Origin of the sequence: Micromonospora palomenae (genome assembly GCF_007829925.1) — a bacterium.
In the GTDB taxonomy this organism is placed as follows: domain Bacteria; phylum Actinomycetota; class Actinomycetes; order Mycobacteriales; family Micromonosporaceae; genus Micromonospora; species Micromonospora purpureochromogenes.
Genome location: NZ_VIXA01000001.1, coordinates 887,090 through 902,999 on the forward strand (window position 1 = coordinate 887,090; position 15,910 = coordinate 902,999).

Genomic DNA, 15,910 nt, shown 5'->3' on the forward strand with positions numbered 1-15,910 from the left:
CAGCGGCGCAGATCGCCAGGACGGCGAGGGCGGCCAGGGCGAGGGTGGCGTGGCGGTGCCAGGAGTCCCGGCGGCGGACCTGGGATGTTCGAATCACCCGCCTGCCACTGGCCGGCCGATCAGCCGCCCCACGATGTCCCGCAGTGCCCGGCGGTGACTGCCGCCGCGTCATCACCCGGCGCCAACCGCACAGCCTCCAAACGGCGCGGCCCACGAACCAGGGCCCGACTCCAACGCCACGACCATCGACCACGGCCAGCCAGGGACCATGACGGTCTGGTCCGTGCCGCTGACACGTGCGGTGGCACGGCCGGCGGGTCAGACCTGCGTGATCACGTTCTTGCCGTACGAGGAGAGCGTCTTCTCCTTGTCGTCGTGCATGAGGTAGAGGGCGAAGTTGTGCACCCCGATCTCCTTGAGCTCCTGCAGCCGGTCGACATGGGCTGACTCAGGGCCGACGAGGCAGAACCGGTCGACGATCTCATCGGGCACGAAGTCGGTGGACGGATTGCCGGCGCGGCCGTGGTGTGCGTAGTCGTAGCCCTCGCGGCCCGTGATGTAGTCGGTGAGCGCCTTCGGCACGACCCCGGAGTCGCCGTAGCGCGCGACCAGGTCGGCCACGTGGTTGCCGACCATGCCGCCGAACCAGCGCAGCTGATCCCGTTGGTGCGCGAGGTTCGTGCCCACGTAGGCCGGCGCGGCCACGCACATCGTGATCGAGTCCGGGTCTCGACCCGCCGCGGTGGCCGCATCGCGTACCGAGCCGATCGTCCAGCGGGCGATGTCGGGATCGGCCGTCTGCAGGATGAAGCCGTCGGCCTGCTCGCCGACCAGCCGCAGCGCTTTCGGGCCGTAGGCGGCCATCCAGATCTCCAGCCGGCCGTCACGCACCCACGGGATGCGCACCGGCGTGCCGTGGTGTGCGACCTCGTTGCCTTCGGCCAGCTCTTTGATCACGTGCATCGCTTCTTTCAGCGTGGCCAGGCTCGCCGGCGGCTGGCCGATGACCCGCCGGGCCGAGTCGCCGCGGCCGATCCCGCACACCGTGCGGTTGCCGAACATGTCGTTGAGCGTGGCGAAGAGCGACGCGGTGACCGACCAGTCGCGGGTGCTCGGGTTGGTCACCATCGGACCGACGATCAGGTGCTTGGTTGCGGCGAGGACCTGCGAGTAGATGACGAACGGCTCCTGCCACAGCACGCAGGAGTCGAACGTCCACCCGTAGCGAAACCCGTTGTCCTCGGCGGCGGTGAGGCCGGCCACGACGTCGCGAGCCGGCGGGTCGGTCTGCAGTACGACACCGAAGTCCACGGCTTCTCCTTTTCAAATCAGGTACTGACTGAGGTCGCGCTTCAGGAACCTGCCGTGCCCGGCCGCGCCGTGGAAGGCGTTGTCGTCGACCACGACCCGACCACGGGACAGCACGGTGGAGACCTTCCCGGTCAGCTCCATGCCCTCGTACGCGGAATAGTCCACGTTCATGTGGTGCGTGCTGGCCGAGATGGTCTGCCGGGCCGTGGGGTCGTACACCGTGATGTCCGCGTCGGCGCCCGGCGCGATGACGCCCTTACGCGGGTAGAGGCCGAACATCCTGGCGGGCGTGGTCGAGCTGATCTCCACCCAGCGCGGCAGGGTGATCTCGCCTCGCACGACGCCCTGATAGAGCAGGTCCATCCGGTGCTCGACGCCGGGCATCCCGTTCGGAATCTTGGAGAAGTCTCCCCGGCCCAGCTCCTTCTGGTCCTTGAAGCAGAAGGGGCAGTGGTCGGTGGACACCAGCGACAGGTCGTTGGTGCGCAGGCCCCGCCACAGTTCCGCCTGGTGCTCCCTGGGGCGCAGCGGGGGAGAGGCGACGTACTTCGCGCCCTCGAAGTCGGGCCTGGCCAGATCCTCCAGCGACAGGAACAGGTACTGCGGGCAGGTCTCGGCGAACACGTTCTGCCCGGTGTCGCGGGCCTGGGTGACCGCGTCCAGGGCGTGCGCGGCGGACAGGTGCACGATGTACAGCGGCGCGCCGGTGACCTTGGCCAGCGCGATCGCCCGCGAGGTGGCCTCGCCCTCCAGCTCGGGCGGCCGGGTCAGGCCGTGCTGCACCGGGTCCGTCTGACCGTTGGCCAGCGCCTGGAGGACGAGCTGGTCGATGGCGATGCCGTTCTCCGCGTGCATCATGATCATCGACCCGGTGTCCCGGGCCTTCTGCATCGCCCGCAGGATCTCCCCGTCGGTGGCGTAGAAGACCCCCGGATAGGCCATGAACATCTTGAACGTGTTGACGCCCGCGTCGATGCAGGCCTCCATCTCCTTCAGCGACGTGTCGTTCACGTCAGAGATGATCATGTGGAACCCGTAGTCGATCGCGCAGTTGCCGTCGGCCTTGCTGTGCCACTTGTCCAGCGCGGACAGCACGGACGTGCCCTTGCCCTGTACGGCGAAGTCGACGATGGTCGTCGTGCCGCCCCAGGCTGCGGCGATCGTCCCGGTCTCGAAATTGTCCGCCGAGAACGTGCCGCCGAACGGCATCTCCATGTGGGTGTGGCCGTCGATGCCGCCCGGCACCACGTACTTCCCGGCGGCGTCGATCACGCGCTCGGCACCAGCCGCCCACTGCTCGGCCAGACCCGAGTCGGGTGCGGCGAGCGCCGCTATCCGCTCGCCCTCGACCAGCACGTCCGCCGGGTACGCCCCGGTGGCGTTGACGATTGTTCCGTTGCGGATGACGATGCTCACGGCTTCACCAGCGATTCGTACGTGTCGGGACGGCGGTCGCGGTAGAAGGCCCACAGGTCGCGGACCTCGGCCAGCTTGTCCATGTCGAGGTCGCGGACGACGACCTCATCCTCGGTGTCCGAGGCGGCGTCGCCGACCAACTGGCCCCGCGGGTCGACGAAGTAGGACTGGCCGTAGAAGTCGTTGTCGCCCAGCGGCTCGACACCGACCCGGTTGATGGCGCCGACGTAGTACTCGTTCGCCACCGCCGCCGCCGGCTGCTCCAGCCGCCACAGGTACTCCGACAGGCCGCGGCTGGTCGCCGACGGGTTGAAAACGATCTTCGCACCGGCCAGGCCGAGCGCCCGCCAGCCCTCGGGGAAGTGCCGCTCGTAGCAGATGTAGACGCCGATGCGCCCCACGGCGGTGTCGAACACCGGATAGCCGAGGTTTCCCGGCCGGAAGTAGAACTTCTCCCAGAACCCCTTCACCTGCGGAATGTGGTTCTTCCGGTGCTTGCCGAGGTAGGTGCCGTCGGCGTCGATCACCGCGGCGGTGTTGTAGTAGACCCCGGGCTGCTCCTGCTCGTACATCGGCACGATCAGCACCACGCCGTGCTGCTCGGCGACCTCGCGCATCAGCGCGGTCGTCGGCCCGTCCGGGATGGCCTCCGTGTACGAGTAGTAGTCCGCGTCCTGGATCTGGCAGAAGTACGGGCCGTAGAACAGCTCCTGCAGGCAGACCACCTGTGCGCCCTGCGAGGCGGCGCTGCGGATGGCCTCGACCGCGTTGGCGATCATCGACTCCTTGTCGCCGGTCCACTTCTGCTGCACCAGCCCGGCTCGGATGATGTTGCTCATTTCTCCCCCTTCGCGGTGCGCGGCATCGACAGCGCCAGGTAGACGAGGAACCCGCCGATCAGGCCCACCACCCAGCTGTAGTCGTAGAACGGCTTGAGGAACGGGATCAGCCCGTCCTCCGGGAACGGCCCCTTGCCGGGTGCGGAGTAGGCGCCACCCACCGCGAGGACCGCGCCGACGACGGTGGCGACGATGGCGGCCCAGTTCCACCCGCCGGAGAACCAGTACCTGCCCTCGGGGCGGTAGAGGGCCGGCAGTTGGAGGCTGGTGCGGTAGCGGACCCAGTACCCGGCGATGAGCACGCCGGCGACCGCGCCGAGCAGACCGCCGTAGAACCCGAGCCAGACGAAGATGTAGATGTTGGGGTCCTGCACCAGGCGCCACGGCTGGATCAGGATGCCGAGCACGCCGGTGATCAGGCCCCCGGTCCGGAAGCTCACCAGTCGGGGCGCGGCGTTGGAGAAGTCGTACGCCGGGCTGACCGTGTTCGCCGCGACGTTCACCGACAGCGTGGCGACCACGACGGTGAACAGGCCGAGCGCCACGACCACCGGGTTCTCGAACTTGGCCGCGAGCTGGATGGGGTCCCAGATCGCCTCACCGTAGATGACGGCCGTGCCCGAGGTGATCATGATCGACAGGATGGCGAAGAACGACATCGTGGTCGGCAGGCCGAGGATCTGGCCGTACGCCTGCTGCCGCTGACTGCCGCCGAACCGGGTGAAGTCGGGGATGTTCAGCGACAGCGTCGCCCAGAAGGCGATCATCCCCATCAGGGACGGCGCGAACAGCTTCCAGAAGTCGGCGCCCCAGCCCAGCTTCGACGGCTCGGACAGGATCGGGCCGAGCCCGCCCGCCTCGACCAGCACCCAGATCAGCAGGGCGACGGCGACCACGATGACGAACGGGGCGGCCCAGTTCTCGAAGCGCCGCAGGGTGTCCATGCCCCGCCAGATGATCGCCATCTCGATCGCCCAGAACAGGAAGAACGACGCCCACAGCGTCCACGGGTAGTCCATCACCGTCGCCGCGTCGACCCACCAGGAGCCCAGCAGCTTGCCGGCGATCGCGTAGATCGCCTCGCCGCCGATCCAGGTCTGGATGCCGAACCAGCCGCACGCGATGAAGGCGCGGAGCAGGGCCGGGAGGTTCGCGCCGCGGACTCCGTAGAACGCGCGGGCGAAGACCGGGAAGGGGATCCCGTACTTCGTGCCCGCGTGGCTGTTCAACAGCATCGGGATCAGGACGAGCAGATTGCCCAGCGTGATCGTGAGGAATGCCTGCAGCCAGTTCATGCCGAGCTGGATGAGCCCGGCGGCGAGCAGGTAGGTGGGGATGTTGTGCGCCATGCCGATCCACAGCGCCGCGAAGTTGTACGTGTTCCAGGTGCGCTTCTCGATGGGAACCGGGGCGAGTTCCTCGTTGAAGTAGCGGCTGTCGGCGATCGTCGAGAAGTCACGCAACTCGACTCGGCCATCCGGATGGGTGATCTGTGTGCCCGGCTCGGCCGCGGTGGTTTCGGCGGGGGGCAGGGGTTCAACGGCCATCGGTCACCTCCCTGTCACGCTGCCGCAACAGCGGCCGGCCAACCGGCGCGTGCTGCGGGTGGGGGCGGATCAGCACGATCTTTACCGGAATGGTGGGTGTCCCGGACCCGCCACGGGCAGCGGCAAAGTGTCCACGCTTGCCATGATCGGGGCACACTCTGTCCACGGGCATGCCCGCACGGCGCTGTCAATCGCCGCGGTGGCTGGATTCGAGCCTCCTGCCGGCCCTTGACCCGTCACGCGTCGTCGAGTTCGTGCACCAGCAGCGCCACGTACAACGACAACATCGACTCCGGGTCCTCCAGCGACACCCCGAGCACCTGCGCGATCCGCGACAGCTGCTGGTAGTAGGCCGTCCGTGACAGGTGCGCCACGGAGGCCGCCGCCGACTTGTTCCCGCCCTGCTCGCAGAAGCAGCGCAGCAACTCCACCAGCCGGCTGCCCTGGCTGTCGTCGCGCGCCAACAGGGGTCCGAGCTCCCGGTGCGCGAAGGCCCGGACGCGCTCGTCCTCGCGCAGCAGGTGCAGCAGGCCACGCAGTCGCACGTCGTCCAGCCGGTGGTAGACCTGGGCGCCGCGGGAGCGTAGGGCGGCGCCGGCGACGTGCGCGGCCTCGCCAAGACTGCGCCGCACATCGGACACCTGCGACACCGTCGTGCCGACGGCCACCACCACGGCACCGGCCGCCGAGCGGTGAACTTCTCTGGCCAACCGCCGCAGGATCGCGTCGACCTCCGCCTGCGCCGGCAACGACAACAACGCGCGCACGCTGGTGTCGTCCACGACGCCCACCAACGCCGGCACGCTCACCCGTCGCGCGGCCAACGCGGTGGCCTCCGCGAGGTCCCGCAACACCTCCTGTGTGGCCAGTGCGGGGGCGCGCGGCGTGATGCTCCCCGGTCGGATCGCCACCCCGACCAGTTTCCGCCGCTCCAGCGCCACGCCCAACGCGGCCGCCCGGGTGGTCAGATCAGGAGGAGGCAGGGCCTGGCCGAGCAGTTGCGCGAGCAACATCCGGTGCGTCTGCCGCTCCAGGCTCTCCCGATCCCGCGCCACGAGCCGGTGCACCGCCAGTGCCGACGCGGCCCGCTCCGCGACCACCACGTGCCGGTGCGGGGGAGGGGCCGGCGAGAGCAGAACCAGTCGTCCCCAGTCGGCGCCCTGCGCGCCGACCGCGGTGATCAGCCAGCCGGCTTCCTCGTCGTAGGCGGTCCGTTGGGACACCGCCACGGACCGGGATCGCTGCCCCCAGTCGGTCAGCAGCTCGATCGGGTCCTGCCCGGCCGCGTCGTACGCGAGCACGTCGTGCCCGAGCGTCTCCAGGACGACCGGCAGCCCGGAGATCCTCGCGACCTCGCGCAACACCTCGGCCGGCTCCGCCCCGGCGACCGTCAGCGCGGTGAACGTCTCGTGCACCTGCTCAGCCGCCCGCAGCTCGGCGAGCTGCGCGTCCACGATCAACGCCACGACCGCCTCGGTGACGGACACGAACTGGGTCTCCCGCGCCAGCGTGATCAAGGGAAGCCCGTGTCGTTCCGCGGCCGCCACCAGCGCGTCCGGCACGTGGTCGCTCCAGCGCCGGACCAGCTCCACCACGAGCCCCGCCGCGCCGACCGCGGCCAGGTCGTCCACGTACGCCGTCAGTGCCGTTTCCTCGTCCGGCAGCGCGATGCCGGTGGTCAGCACGAGCTCGCCGCCGCGCAGCAGATGAGCGATGTCGGCGACCTCCGCCGCGTGGACCCAGCGGACGGGCCGCTGCATGCCGGTGGACCCCGCGACGACGCGTGGCCGACCGCGCCGGATCACGGGCAGCGCCACCGCTTCTGCGACCGTCGGGTACATGCCGCCTCCCCTGCGAGGGTTGCACACAACGTAGTGCCATCGATGCCGACCCGTACAGGTTGTCGGTGGCGGCGAACACCGAAGTCTCGGGACACTCGGCTGAGGTACGAGATACGGAGGACGCGATGGCGCATCGGGAGTTGCTGCATCGACACCGGTCCGTGCTGCCGAAGTGGCTGGCCCTCTACTACGAGGAGCCGATCGAGATCGCCAGCGCGCACGGTCGCCGGGTGACCGATCGCGAGGGCCGCACGTACCTCGACTTCTTCGGCGGCATTCTCACCAACTCGGTCGGCTACGACGTGGCCGAGATCAGCGACGCGGTCCGCGCGCAGATCGACACCGGCGTGCTGCACTCCTCGACGCTGTACCTGATCGAGTCGCAGGTCGAGCTCGCCGAGAAGATCGCGCACCGGTCCGGGATCCCGGACGCGAAGGTGTTCTTCACGAACTCGGGTACGGAGGCCAACGAGACCGCGTTGATGCTCGCCACGCAGTACCGGCGCAGCGGGCAGGTGCTCGCGCTGCGCAACTCGTACCACGGGCGCGCGTTCGCCACCGTCGCGATCACCGGCATCCGCGGCTGGTCGGCCAGTGAGCTCAGCCCGATCAGGGTGAGCTGGGTGCACGGTGGCTACCGGTACCGCAGCCCCTTCAAGGACCTGTCGGACGCCGACTACGTCAAGGCGTGCGTCGCCGACCTGCGCGAGGTGATCGAGACCGCGACCGCCGGCGACGTGGCGTGCATGATCGTCGAGCCGATCCAGGGCGTGGGCGGGTTCGCCTCCCCGCCCGACGGCCTGTTCCGCGAGTTCAAGAAGGTGCTCGACGAGTACGGCATCCTGCTCGTCTCCGACGAGGTCCAGACCGGTTGGGGCCGTACCGGCGAGCACTTCTGGGGCATCCAGGCGCACGACGTCGTGCCGGACGCGATGACCTTCGCCAAAGGACTCGGCAATGGCCTGGCGATCGGCGGTGTCGTCGCCCGCGCGGAACTGATGGACTGCCTGCAGGCCAACTCGATCTCCACCTTCGGTGGCAACCCGATCTCCACCGCGGGGGCCCTCGCCACCCTCAACTACCTCCTCGACCACGACCTGCAGGCGAACGCCGCAAAGCTGGGAAACCGCCTGATCCAGGGCCTTCGCTCGGTCGCCGCGACGCATCCGGTGGTCGGCGACGTACGCGGCAAGGGTCTGATGCTCGCCCTCGAGCTCGTCGGCCCGGCCGGCGAACCCCACCCCGCGGCCGCAACCGCCCTGTTGGAGGAAACGCGCCGTCGCGGACTGCTGGTCGGCAAGGGCGGCCTGCACGGCAACGTGATCCGGCTGGCGCCGCCGATGACGCTCACCGAGGGCGAGGCCGACGAGGCGCTGGGCATCCTCGCCGAGGCGATCGAGGCGGTGTCGGCATGAGGATCACGCACTGGATCGGCGGCAAGGCATGGACCGGCATCGCCCAGCGCACGGGTGACGTGTACGACCCCGCGACGGGTCGGGTCGGCGGGCAGGTCGATTTCGCCAGCGCCGCGGACGTCGACGAGGCGGTCACCGCCGCCCGCGAGGCCTTCTCCCGGTGGCGCCACGCCTCCCTCGCCCAACGCGCGAACGTGATGTTCGCGTTCCGCGAACTGCTCAACGCCCGGAAGTCCGACCTCGCCGAGATCATCACCGCCGAGCACGGCAAGGTGCTCTCCGACGCGGCGGGCGAGATCCAGCGTGCGCTGGAGGCGGTGGAGTTCGCCTGCGGCATCCCGCAGTTGCTCAAGGGCGGGTTCAGCGAGAACGCCTCGACCAACGTGGACGTGTACTCGATCCAGCAGCCGCTCGGCGTGGTCGGGGTGATCTCCCCGTTCAACTTCCCGGCGATGGTGCCGCTGTGGTTCGTGCCCAACGCCATCGCCTGCGGCAACACCGTGGTGCTGAAGCCGAGCGAGAAGGACCCCTCCGCGGCGAATTTCCTGGCGGAGCTCTTCGCCGAGGCCGGGCTGCCGGACGGCGTGTTCAACGTCGTGCACGGCGACAAGGAGGCGGTCGACCGGATCCTCGAGCATCCCGAGGTCAAGGCGGTCTCGTTCGTCGGGTCGACGCCGATCGCCCGGTACGTCTACGAGACCGGAACGCGTCACGGCAAGCGGGTGCAGGCGCTCGGCGGCGCGAAGAACCACATGGTCGTGCTGCCCGACGCCGACCTCGACCTCGCCGCGGACGCCGCCGTCTCGGCCGGTTTCGGCTCGGCCGGTGAGCGCTGCATGGCGATTTCCGTCGTCGTGGCGGTGGATCCGGTCGGCGACGAGCTGGTCGGCAAGATCAGCGACCGGATCGCCGGACTGCATGTCGGCGACGGTCGCCGCCCGGGCTGCGAGATGGGACCGTTGGTCACCGGGGCGCACCGCGACCGGGTGCGGTCATATCTGGACGCCGGGCGGTCCGCGGGCGCGAAGCTGGTGGTCGACGGACGCGGTCATGCGATCGACGGTGACGACGCCGGCTTCTGGCTGGGGCCGACCCTCTTCGACCACGTCGACGTGGACATGTCCATCTACACCGACGAGATCTTCGGTCCGGTGCTCTCGGTGGTGCGGGTCCCCAGCTACGACGCGGCGGTCGACGTGGTCAACGCCAACCCGTACGGGAACGGCACCGCCATCTTCACCAACGACGGCGGCGCCGCGCGGCGGTACCAGAACGAGATCGAGGTCGGCATGGTCGGCGTCAACGTGGCGATCCCGGTTCCGGTCTCGTACTACTCGTTCGGGGGTTGGAAGGACTCACTGTTCGGTGACTCGCACGCGTACGGGCCGCACGGCGTGCACTTCTTCACCAGGGCCAAGGTGGTCACCAGCAGGTGGCTCGATCCGTCCCACGGCGGCGTGAACCTCGGCTTCCCCCAGAACAGCTGAGCGGCTCTACGCCGGCGGCGAGTCGGCGAGTTCCGCGATCACCTCGGCGTGACAGCGCTCCGGCGCACACCAGCAGCCGAGCCTGCGCCCGCGCAGTTCCGGGAGGAGGGCGAGGAGTTCGGGGCTGTCGAGCAGGTACGCGCGGTACTTCTCGACGACCTCGTCCCGGGTGCCGTCCGGGCCGGGGCGGTACGGGCTGGACAACGGGGAGCGGGGGAGCTGCCAGCCGCCGCGATACATGGCGCGCCCGACGTAGACCACGTCGGCGTACGCCGGGTCGTCGCGGTGGCCCTTCAGGTTGACGACTGTGGTTGCCTGCATGGCTCGGCTCCTCGGTTCTCCCCGGCGAACGGTAGTCGGGCGATCCACGCCCGACCAGCTTGCCGGTGGGCCAGACTGCACGGGTGAGAGTCACCGCGCTCACCACCAGGTGGACGCCGTGGCGGTTCGTGACCGCCTTCGGTGTCGTCAGCCTGCTGTCGGACGTGGTGTACGAGGGCGCCCGGTCGGTCATCGGCCCCTATCTGGCCACCTTCGGCGCATCCGCGACCGTCGTCGGGCTGGTCACCGGCGCCGGCGAGGCGACCGCCCTGGCCGGGCGGCTGGCCACCGGACCCCTCGCGGACCGGACCCGCGCCTACTGGCCGCTCGTCCTGGTCGGGTACGCCGTGACCATGATCGCCGTGCCCGCCCTCGGGCTGACCACCGCGCTGTGGCTGGCGGCGGCGCTGTTCGTCGCGGAGCGCGCCGGCAAGGCGATCCGCGGCCCGGCGAGGGACGTCATGCTCTCGCACGCCGCTGCGGCAGTCGGCCGCGGCAAGGGCTTCGCCGTCCACGAGGCGCTCGACCAGGCCGGCGGCGTGGCGGGTCCGCTGCTGGTCGCCGCCGTTCTGGCCGCCACCGCCCAGAACTACCGGCCCGCGTTCCTCGCCCTGGCCGTACCCGCCGTGGCGGCGATGCTCCTGCTGCTGTGGCTACGCGCCGGCGTGCCCGACCCGCGCCGCTTCGAACCGGGTCCTCGACCCGGCGCGGCGCCCGCCCCGCCGGGCGGCCAGCTGCCCCGCGTGTTCTGGACCTATCTGGCGTTCACGGCGGTGACCACGGCCGGCTACGCCACCTTCGGGGTGCTCAGCTTCCACCTCGCCACCCGGCACGTCGTACCCGTGGCGGTGATCCCGGTCGTGTACGCCGCCGCGATGGGCGTCGACGCGCTCGCCGCGCTGGCCTCCGGGTGGCTGTACGACCGGGCCGGCGTCCGGGTCCTCGCCGCCGTACCCGTGCTGACCGCCCTGATCCCGCTGGCTGCCTTCACCACCACCCCGGCGACCGCGGTCGCCGGGGTCCTGGCCTGGGGCGCCGTGCTCGGCATCCAGGAATCCACCATGCGGGCGACCATCGCCGACATCGTCCCCGCCGCTCGGCGAGGCACCGCCTACGGCATCTTCGCCGCCGGGTTGGGCGGGGCGACCCTGGTCGGTGGGCTGCTCACCGGCGCCCTCTACGACTACTCGATCACCGCCGTGATCGTCACCGTGGCCGGCATCCAGGTCGTCGCCCTGGCCCTGTTCCTTGCCATCGTTCGACCGGCGACCTGACGCAACCTCCGGTCAGCTCACCTTCGGGGTGGCCCGGGAGATGATCGCGGCGAAGTCGACGCCGGTCGGCAGGGTGCCGTACGCCTGGCCGTGATCGCCGCCGAGCCGCGACGCGCAGAAGGCGTCGGCGACGGCGGGGTGGCCGTGCCGCACCAGCAGCGAGCCCTGCAGGATCAGCGCGAGCCGTTCGACGACCCGGCGGGCCCGCAGCTCGAGGTCGGCCGGGTCGGACAGGTCCGCCTGCACCTTGCGGACCGCGGCGTCGAGCCGTGCGTCGGCCCCGGCCGCGGCGCTCACCTCGGCCTGGAACGCCTCCATGACCTGGGGTTCCTTGACGACAGCACGCAGGACGTCCAGGGCGGCGACGTTGCCGGAGCCTTCCCAGATCGAGTTCAGCGGCGACTCGCGGAACAGCCGCGGCATGCCCGACTCCTCGACGTAGCCGTTGCCGCCCAGGCACTCCAGGGCCTCGGCGGCGTGTGCCGGCCAGCGCTTGCAGACCCAGTACTTGCCGACCGCGAGGGCGAGCCGCTTGAACGCGGTCTCGCCGGCGTCGCCGCGCGCGGATCGGTCGGTCGCTGCGGCGAGGCGCATCATGAGAATGGTGGCGGCCTCGGACTCGACCGCGAGGTCCGCCAGCACGTTGCGCATCAGTGGCTGGTCGACGAGGTACCGGCCGAAGGCCTGCCGGTGAGCGACGTGATGGGCGGCGGTGATCACCCCCTGGCGCATCCCGGCCGCCGCGCCGATGACGCAGTCGAGGCGGGTCAGGTTGACCATGTCGATGATCGTACGGACGCCACGCCCCTCGTCGCCGACGCGCCAGGCGAGCGCGTGCTCGTATTCGACCTCCGCCGAGGCGTTGGATCGGTTGCCGAGCTTGTCCTTCAGGCGCATCAGCCGCATCGGGTTGCGCGTGCCGTCCGGAAGGACGCGTGGGACCAGGAAGCAGGTGAGCCCGCCCGGCGCCTGGGCGAGGGTGAGGAAGACGTCGCACATCGGTGCGGAGGTGAACCACTTGTGCCCGACGAGCCGGTAGGTGCCGTCCGGCGTCGGGCGGGCGGTGGTGGTGTTGGCGCGTACGTCCGAGCCGCCCTGCTTCTCCGTCATCGACATGCCCGCCAACAGCCCTCGCTTCGTCAGCGGCGAGCGCAGCCCGAAGTCGTACGTCGTGGCGGTGAGCAGCGGCTCGTACTGCGCGGCCAGCTCCGGATTGTGCCGCAGCGCCGGCACGGCCGCGTAGGTCATCGAGATCGGGCAGCCGTGGCCGGCGTCGGGGCGCCACGTGTAGAACTTGGCGGCCCTGGCCACGTGGGCGCCCGGTCGGTCGTCCGCCCAGGGCGCGGCGTGCAGGCCGTGCGTGACCGCGGTGCGCATCAGCTCGTGCCAGGCGGGGTGGAACTCGACCTCGTCGATCCGATGGCCGTAGCGGTCGTGGGTGCGCAGGGTCGGCGGATGCTCGTTGGCCAGCTGCCCGTACTCGATGGCCTGCTCGCTGCCGCCCAGCCGGCCGAGCTCGTGCAGCTCGGCGGCGGCCCAGCCGGCGCCCTCCCGCTCGAGCCCGTCGAGCAGTGCCGGGTCGTCCGCCGCGTCGTAGCCGGCCAGCGGTGGGACCTGGTTGAACACCTCGTGCGTCGTCACGGCGATACTCCCAGCGCGCGGTGGATGAAGGCGATCAGGGCGGGGATGGTGTCCGGGCCGGCGACCCCGGCGGCCAGCGGACCGACCATGGCTTCGGCCAGGGCGCCGACCAGCGCGGTCGCGGTCAGGTCGGGGTTCTGTGGGGGCAGTTCACCGCTCGCCACACCGGCCGCGACGTGGCCGGCGATCAGTTCGGCGTACGCCCGACGGAAGACGAGCCGCTGGGCGTCGACCGCCGGGTCGACCGGCTCGGCGAGCAGGGCGTACGCCAACCGCGGGGACTGCAGCGCGCGCCCGGCGAACGTCTCCACGACGGCGGACATCTGCTCGGCGGCGGTGGCCTCCAGCGCCGCGGCGCGCGCGACCGCGTCGACCTCACGCTGCGAGGCCGTGCGGAACACCTCGGCGAACAGGTCGGCCTTGGTCGGGAAGTGGCGGTAGACGCTGCCCGTCGCCAGGCCGGCCCGCTCGGCGACGGCGGCGACGGAGCAGCCGGCATACCCGTGCTCGGCCATGATTCCCAGGGCCGCGGCGATGATCCGTTCCCGGGACGCGGTCAGCCGAGCCCGCACGCGGTCGGTGCTCCGGTAGGCCACGCAAGGATTGAACCAGCATTCAGTCCTTGGCCACAAGGTGTAACCGGCAACTTGGGCGTCCACCTCAAGTGACGGGTATGCATAGTCAGCCGCGAGTGCGGGTAGAAGCACGTCACCGCAGTGCAGCGTGTCAGGGGCGGCCTGCCCCGAGCGGTTTCCCGCGTCGATCCGCGCCGGCTGGTACCCCGGCCCTCGGCGATGCCGCTGAGGTGCCGCCTGACCCGTCGGCGGTGCGGGATGACCCCATCATCGCGTTCCCAGGAAGGCGGCCGACCATGTCGTTCCAGAATGGATCCGTTCGTCGATCGCAGGCGCCGGCCGGGTGGCTGCCCGGCCCTGGCGCCCGGAGCCGGCGGCCGTTCGCGTGGGCCGGTTCCCGCACGTGGCGCGGACGTGTCGTCCGCCGGGTCGGGTGATCGCCATGTCCACCGTGTCCGTGCCCCGGCCGGCGCGAACCGCCCTGTCGGTGCCTCGCGGTTACGTGGAGTACCTGCAGGCCAAGCTGCTGGAGGCCGAGGCCGCCCTGACCGCGATGAGCGAGAAGTACGAGCGGACGAAGGCCCGCTTCGATCGCTGCTACGCCCGCCACGGCATCACCCCCGAGGAAGACATCGTCAACTACATCAACGCGAAGGGGATGAACCCCGAGCTGAAGTTCTGGTACGCCAAGGTCGAGCACTTCCAGCGGGAGGTGACCGCCTACGGGGCGGCGCTGACCGGACTCGACGCGGCGCGCCGGATGCTCGGCGACGACGGTTACCGCGTCCCCGAGCACGGGCGCGTGCGCAACAACAGGCGTGCCTTGAACCGCGCCGGCTGACAACCGGCGGCATCCGCGCTGTCAGGCGGGTCCGGCCAGACCGTGCACGCCGACGAGGCGGGGGACAGCGACGCGGCCCAGTTCGGTGCCGGTGCCGGGATCGTGCCAGCTCACGCCATCGTTCTGGCCCACGTAGAGGCGGCTGCCGTCGCGGCTCAGCACGAGGCCGGAAACGGGTTCGCTGACCCGCCACTCAGCCGCGCGGCCGGGGCGCCTGAGATCCGTCGTCCGGACCACCGTGCCGGCGCCGATGAAGAGGCAGTCGCCGTCGGCGGCGGCGTGTGCGGTCCCGACGCCCCTGGGCTGCGTATCTGTCCGGCGTACGGTCAGCTCCGCGGTGTCGATCTCGGCGATGGTGCCCGACGTGACGTCGGCGACGAAGAGCCGACCGCCGTCGGGGCTGATCGTCATGGCGTGGCCGATCGCGGCCGCCGCACCGAACGGATGTGGCAGGTCGATGCAGTACGCCCATCGCTCGCTGAGGTGCAGCGTGTGGACGAATGCGTGCACGTTGCCCGGCCGCCCGCTGACCAGGTCACGGGTGTGCTGGTGGTCGGGCTGGTGGGTGTAGAGCGTGTAGAGGGTGGTGCGATCCGGCGAGAGCACGGCCTGGCGTCCGTCGCCGCGCATCTCCTCCTCGGCGCCGGGCGGCACCGGCGCCTTGGCGCGGGTGTGCAGCGGACCGGGTGTCCCGGTGGCGAGATCGACGACGCGGACCCGGTAGCGGTCCGGCGCCGTCGCCGGGAGCCACTCGAGGACGAAGAGCCCGGCGAGATCCGCGGTGAACGTCTCCGGTACGAAGTTGCCCCGCAACTGCAGCCGGTGTCGGACGCCGGTGACGTCGGCGATCAGTACGGGGGTCACGTCCCGCCCCTCCGGGCGCCCCTTGGTGGCACTCACCTCGTTCGACGTGAGCGCCACCGTACCGTTGGCCGAGACGGCCTGCGGTACCCAGCGTCCGGGCAGCTTGACCCGGGTGGAGGTGCCGCCCGTGGCGGTGTCGATCCGCCACAGGGCGGTGTCGGCGCCCTCGGGTGCGGTCGCGTAGATCGCCCGCCCGTCGGCGGTGGCGAGAGAACCCGGGATCGTCTGCCGGTCCGCACCACGCAGTAGGCCGAGCCCGTCGTCGACCTCGACGAGCAGTGGGTCAGGGATCGTGACGGCACGGGCCTGATTCCGGTGCCGAGCTCGATCGCAGCCGACCAACGCCGCGGTGCCCGCACCGGTGAGCACGGTCAGAAGGGTGCGACGCGAGATCCTTGTCGTTGCCAGCATGCTCCGGTGACACCGCCACACCCGCCGAGGTTCCATCCCCGTCCCTGGAACCCATCCGGTGCGGGCGGTGTCATGAGTGTGATCCAACTGGAGGTTTCCACTGGACGACGAAGAGCTCGTCACCGGC

The 15,910-nt window shown here is 70.6% G+C and carries 13 protein-coding genes and 1 pseudogene; 4 read left to right on the forward strand and 10 right to left on the reverse strand.

From position 1 onward, the window contains the following. Positions 1 to 101 precede the first annotated feature (101 nt). The 6 genes and pseudogenes from FHX75_RS32155 to FHX75_RS03945 form a co-directional block, all read right to left on the reverse strand. Positions 102 to 288, reverse strand: a pseudogene (locus FHX75_RS32155) (NF041680 family putative transposase); the annotation flags it as partial. A gap of 30 nt (positions 289 to 318) precedes the next feature. After that, complete coding sequence (locus tag FHX75_RS03925; RefSeq protein ID WP_154936698.1) at positions 319 to 1,311, reverse strand: TIGR03842 family LLM class F420-dependent oxidoreductase; 993 nt, start codon at positions 1,309 to 1,311, stop codon at positions 319 to 321. 12 nt (positions 1,312 to 1,323) lie between these two features. After that, positions 1,324 to 2,727 (reverse strand): dihydropyrimidinase, encoded by a 1,404-nt coding sequence (gene hydA, locus FHX75_RS03930; RefSeq protein WP_154936699.1) that lies wholly within the window; start codon positions 2,725 to 2,727, stop codon positions 1,324 to 1,326. Beyond that, on the reverse strand, positions 2,724 to 3,566 hold the full coding sequence (locus FHX75_RS03935) for a nitrilase-related carbon-nitrogen hydrolase (RefSeq protein ID WP_154936700.1): 843 nt from the start codon (positions 3,564 to 3,566) through the stop codon (positions 2,724 to 2,726). Before FHX75_RS03935 ends, hydA begins: the two co-directional genes overlap by 4 nt. Beyond that, positions 3,563 to 5,113, reverse strand: coding sequence for an NCS1 family nucleobase:cation symporter-1 (locus FHX75_RS03940; RefSeq protein ID WP_154936701.1), 1,551 nt, complete (start codon positions 5,111 to 5,113; stop codon positions 3,563 to 3,565). Before FHX75_RS03940 ends, FHX75_RS03935 begins: the two co-directional genes overlap by 4 nt. A 236-nt stretch (positions 5,114 to 5,349) precedes the next feature. Beyond that, entirely contained in the window at positions 5,350 to 6,954 is a 1,605-nt protein-coding gene (locus tag FHX75_RS03945; protein ID WP_154936702.1) for a PucR family transcriptional regulator, read from the reverse strand. A 125-nt stretch (positions 6,955 to 7,079) separates the two neighbouring features. Between FHX75_RS03945 and FHX75_RS03950 the strand changes: the two genes are divergently transcribed. Both FHX75_RS03950 and FHX75_RS03955 read left to right on the forward strand, forming a co-directional pair. Next, positions 7,080 to 8,369 carry an aspartate aminotransferase family protein gene (locus tag FHX75_RS03950; RefSeq protein ID WP_154936703.1) on the forward strand — a complete coding sequence of 430 codons (1,290 nt, stop codon included), beginning with the start codon at positions 7,080 to 7,082 and terminating at the stop codon, positions 8,367 to 8,369. Next, on the forward strand, positions 8,366 to 9,856 hold the full coding sequence (locus FHX75_RS03955; RefSeq protein ID WP_154936704.1) for a CoA-acylating methylmalonate-semialdehyde dehydrogenase: 1,491 nt from the start codon (positions 8,366 to 8,368) through the stop codon (positions 9,854 to 9,856). Before FHX75_RS03950 ends, FHX75_RS03955 begins: the two co-directional genes overlap by 4 nt. Positions 9,857 to 9,862: 6 nt before the next feature. On the opposite strand, the gene FHX75_RS03960 is transcribed toward FHX75_RS03955, so the two are convergent. Further along, the gene (locus tag FHX75_RS03960) at positions 9,863 to 10,177 is read right to left on the reverse strand and encodes a DUF4326 domain-containing protein (RefSeq protein WP_154936705.1); all 315 of its coding nucleotides are present in this window, start codon (positions 10,175 to 10,177) and stop codon (positions 9,863 to 9,865) included. Between the two features lie 83 nt (positions 10,178 to 10,260). Between FHX75_RS03960 and FHX75_RS03965 the strand changes: the two genes are divergently transcribed. Then, a complete protein-coding gene (locus FHX75_RS03965; protein WP_154936706.1) occupies positions 10,261 to 11,451 on the forward strand; it encodes an MFS transporter in 1,191 nt (396 codons plus the stop codon). A 12-nt stretch (positions 11,452 to 11,463) separates the two neighbouring features. On the opposite strand, the gene FHX75_RS03970 is transcribed toward FHX75_RS03965, so the two are convergent. Both FHX75_RS03970 and FHX75_RS03975 read right to left on the reverse strand, forming a co-directional pair. Further along, on the reverse strand, positions 11,464 to 13,092 hold the full coding sequence (locus FHX75_RS03970) for an isovaleryl-CoA dehydrogenase (RefSeq protein WP_154936707.1): 1,629 nt from the start codon (positions 13,090 to 13,092) through the stop codon (positions 11,464 to 11,466). After that, the gene (locus tag FHX75_RS03975; protein ID WP_154936708.1) at positions 13,089 to 13,688 is read right to left on the reverse strand and encodes a TetR/AcrR family transcriptional regulator; all 600 of its coding nucleotides are present in this window, start codon (positions 13,686 to 13,688) and stop codon (positions 13,089 to 13,091) included. The genes FHX75_RS03970 and FHX75_RS03975 overlap by 4 nt, the downstream gene beginning before the upstream one ends. Before the next feature lie 421 nt (positions 13,689 to 14,109). Between FHX75_RS03975 and FHX75_RS03980 the strand changes: the two genes are divergently transcribed. Beyond that, positions 14,110 to 14,508, forward strand: coding sequence for a hypothetical protein (locus FHX75_RS03980; protein WP_154936709.1), 399 nt, complete (start codon positions 14,110 to 14,112; stop codon positions 14,506 to 14,508). Between the two features lie 21 nt (positions 14,509 to 14,529). Here FHX75_RS03980 and FHX75_RS03985 read toward each other — a convergent pair whose 3' ends face one another. Next, positions 14,530 to 15,741: a YncE family protein gene (locus FHX75_RS03985; RefSeq protein WP_246157608.1), complete on the reverse strand. Its 1,212-nt coding sequence runs from the start codon at positions 15,739 to 15,741 to the stop codon at positions 14,530 to 14,532. Positions 15,742 to 15,910 lie beyond the last annotated feature (169 nt).

What these genes read in the sequence shown, in the direction of transcription:
- FHX75_RS03960 (WP_154936705.1), bottom strand. Translation starts at nt 10,177, where the DNA reads ATGCAGGCAACCACAGTCGTCAACCTGAAGGGCCACCGCGACGACCCG.
- FHX75_RS03955 (WP_154936704.1), top strand. Translation starts at nt 8,366, where the DNA reads ATGAGGATCACGCACTGGATCGGCGGCAAGGCATGGACCGGCATCGCC.
- FHX75_RS03940 (WP_154936701.1), bottom strand. Translation starts at nt 5,113, where the DNA reads ATGGCCGTTGAACCCCTGCCCCCCGCCGAAACCACCGCGGCCGAGCCG.
- FHX75_RS03980 (WP_154936709.1), top strand. Translation starts at nt 14,110, where the DNA reads ATGTCCACCGTGTCCGTGCCCCGGCCGGCGCGAACCGCCCTGTCGGTG.
- FHX75_RS03935 (WP_154936700.1), bottom strand. Translation starts at nt 3,566, where the DNA reads ATGAGCAACATCATCCGAGCCGGGCTGGTGCAGCAGAAGTGGACCGGC.
- FHX75_RS03945 (WP_154936702.1), bottom strand. Translation starts at nt 6,954, where the DNA reads ATGTACCCGACGGTCGCAGAAGCGGTGGCGCTGCCCGTGATCCGGCGC.
- FHX75_RS03950 (WP_154936703.1), top strand. Translation starts at nt 7,080, where the DNA reads ATGGCGCATCGGGAGTTGCTGCATCGACACCGGTCCGTGCTGCCGAAG.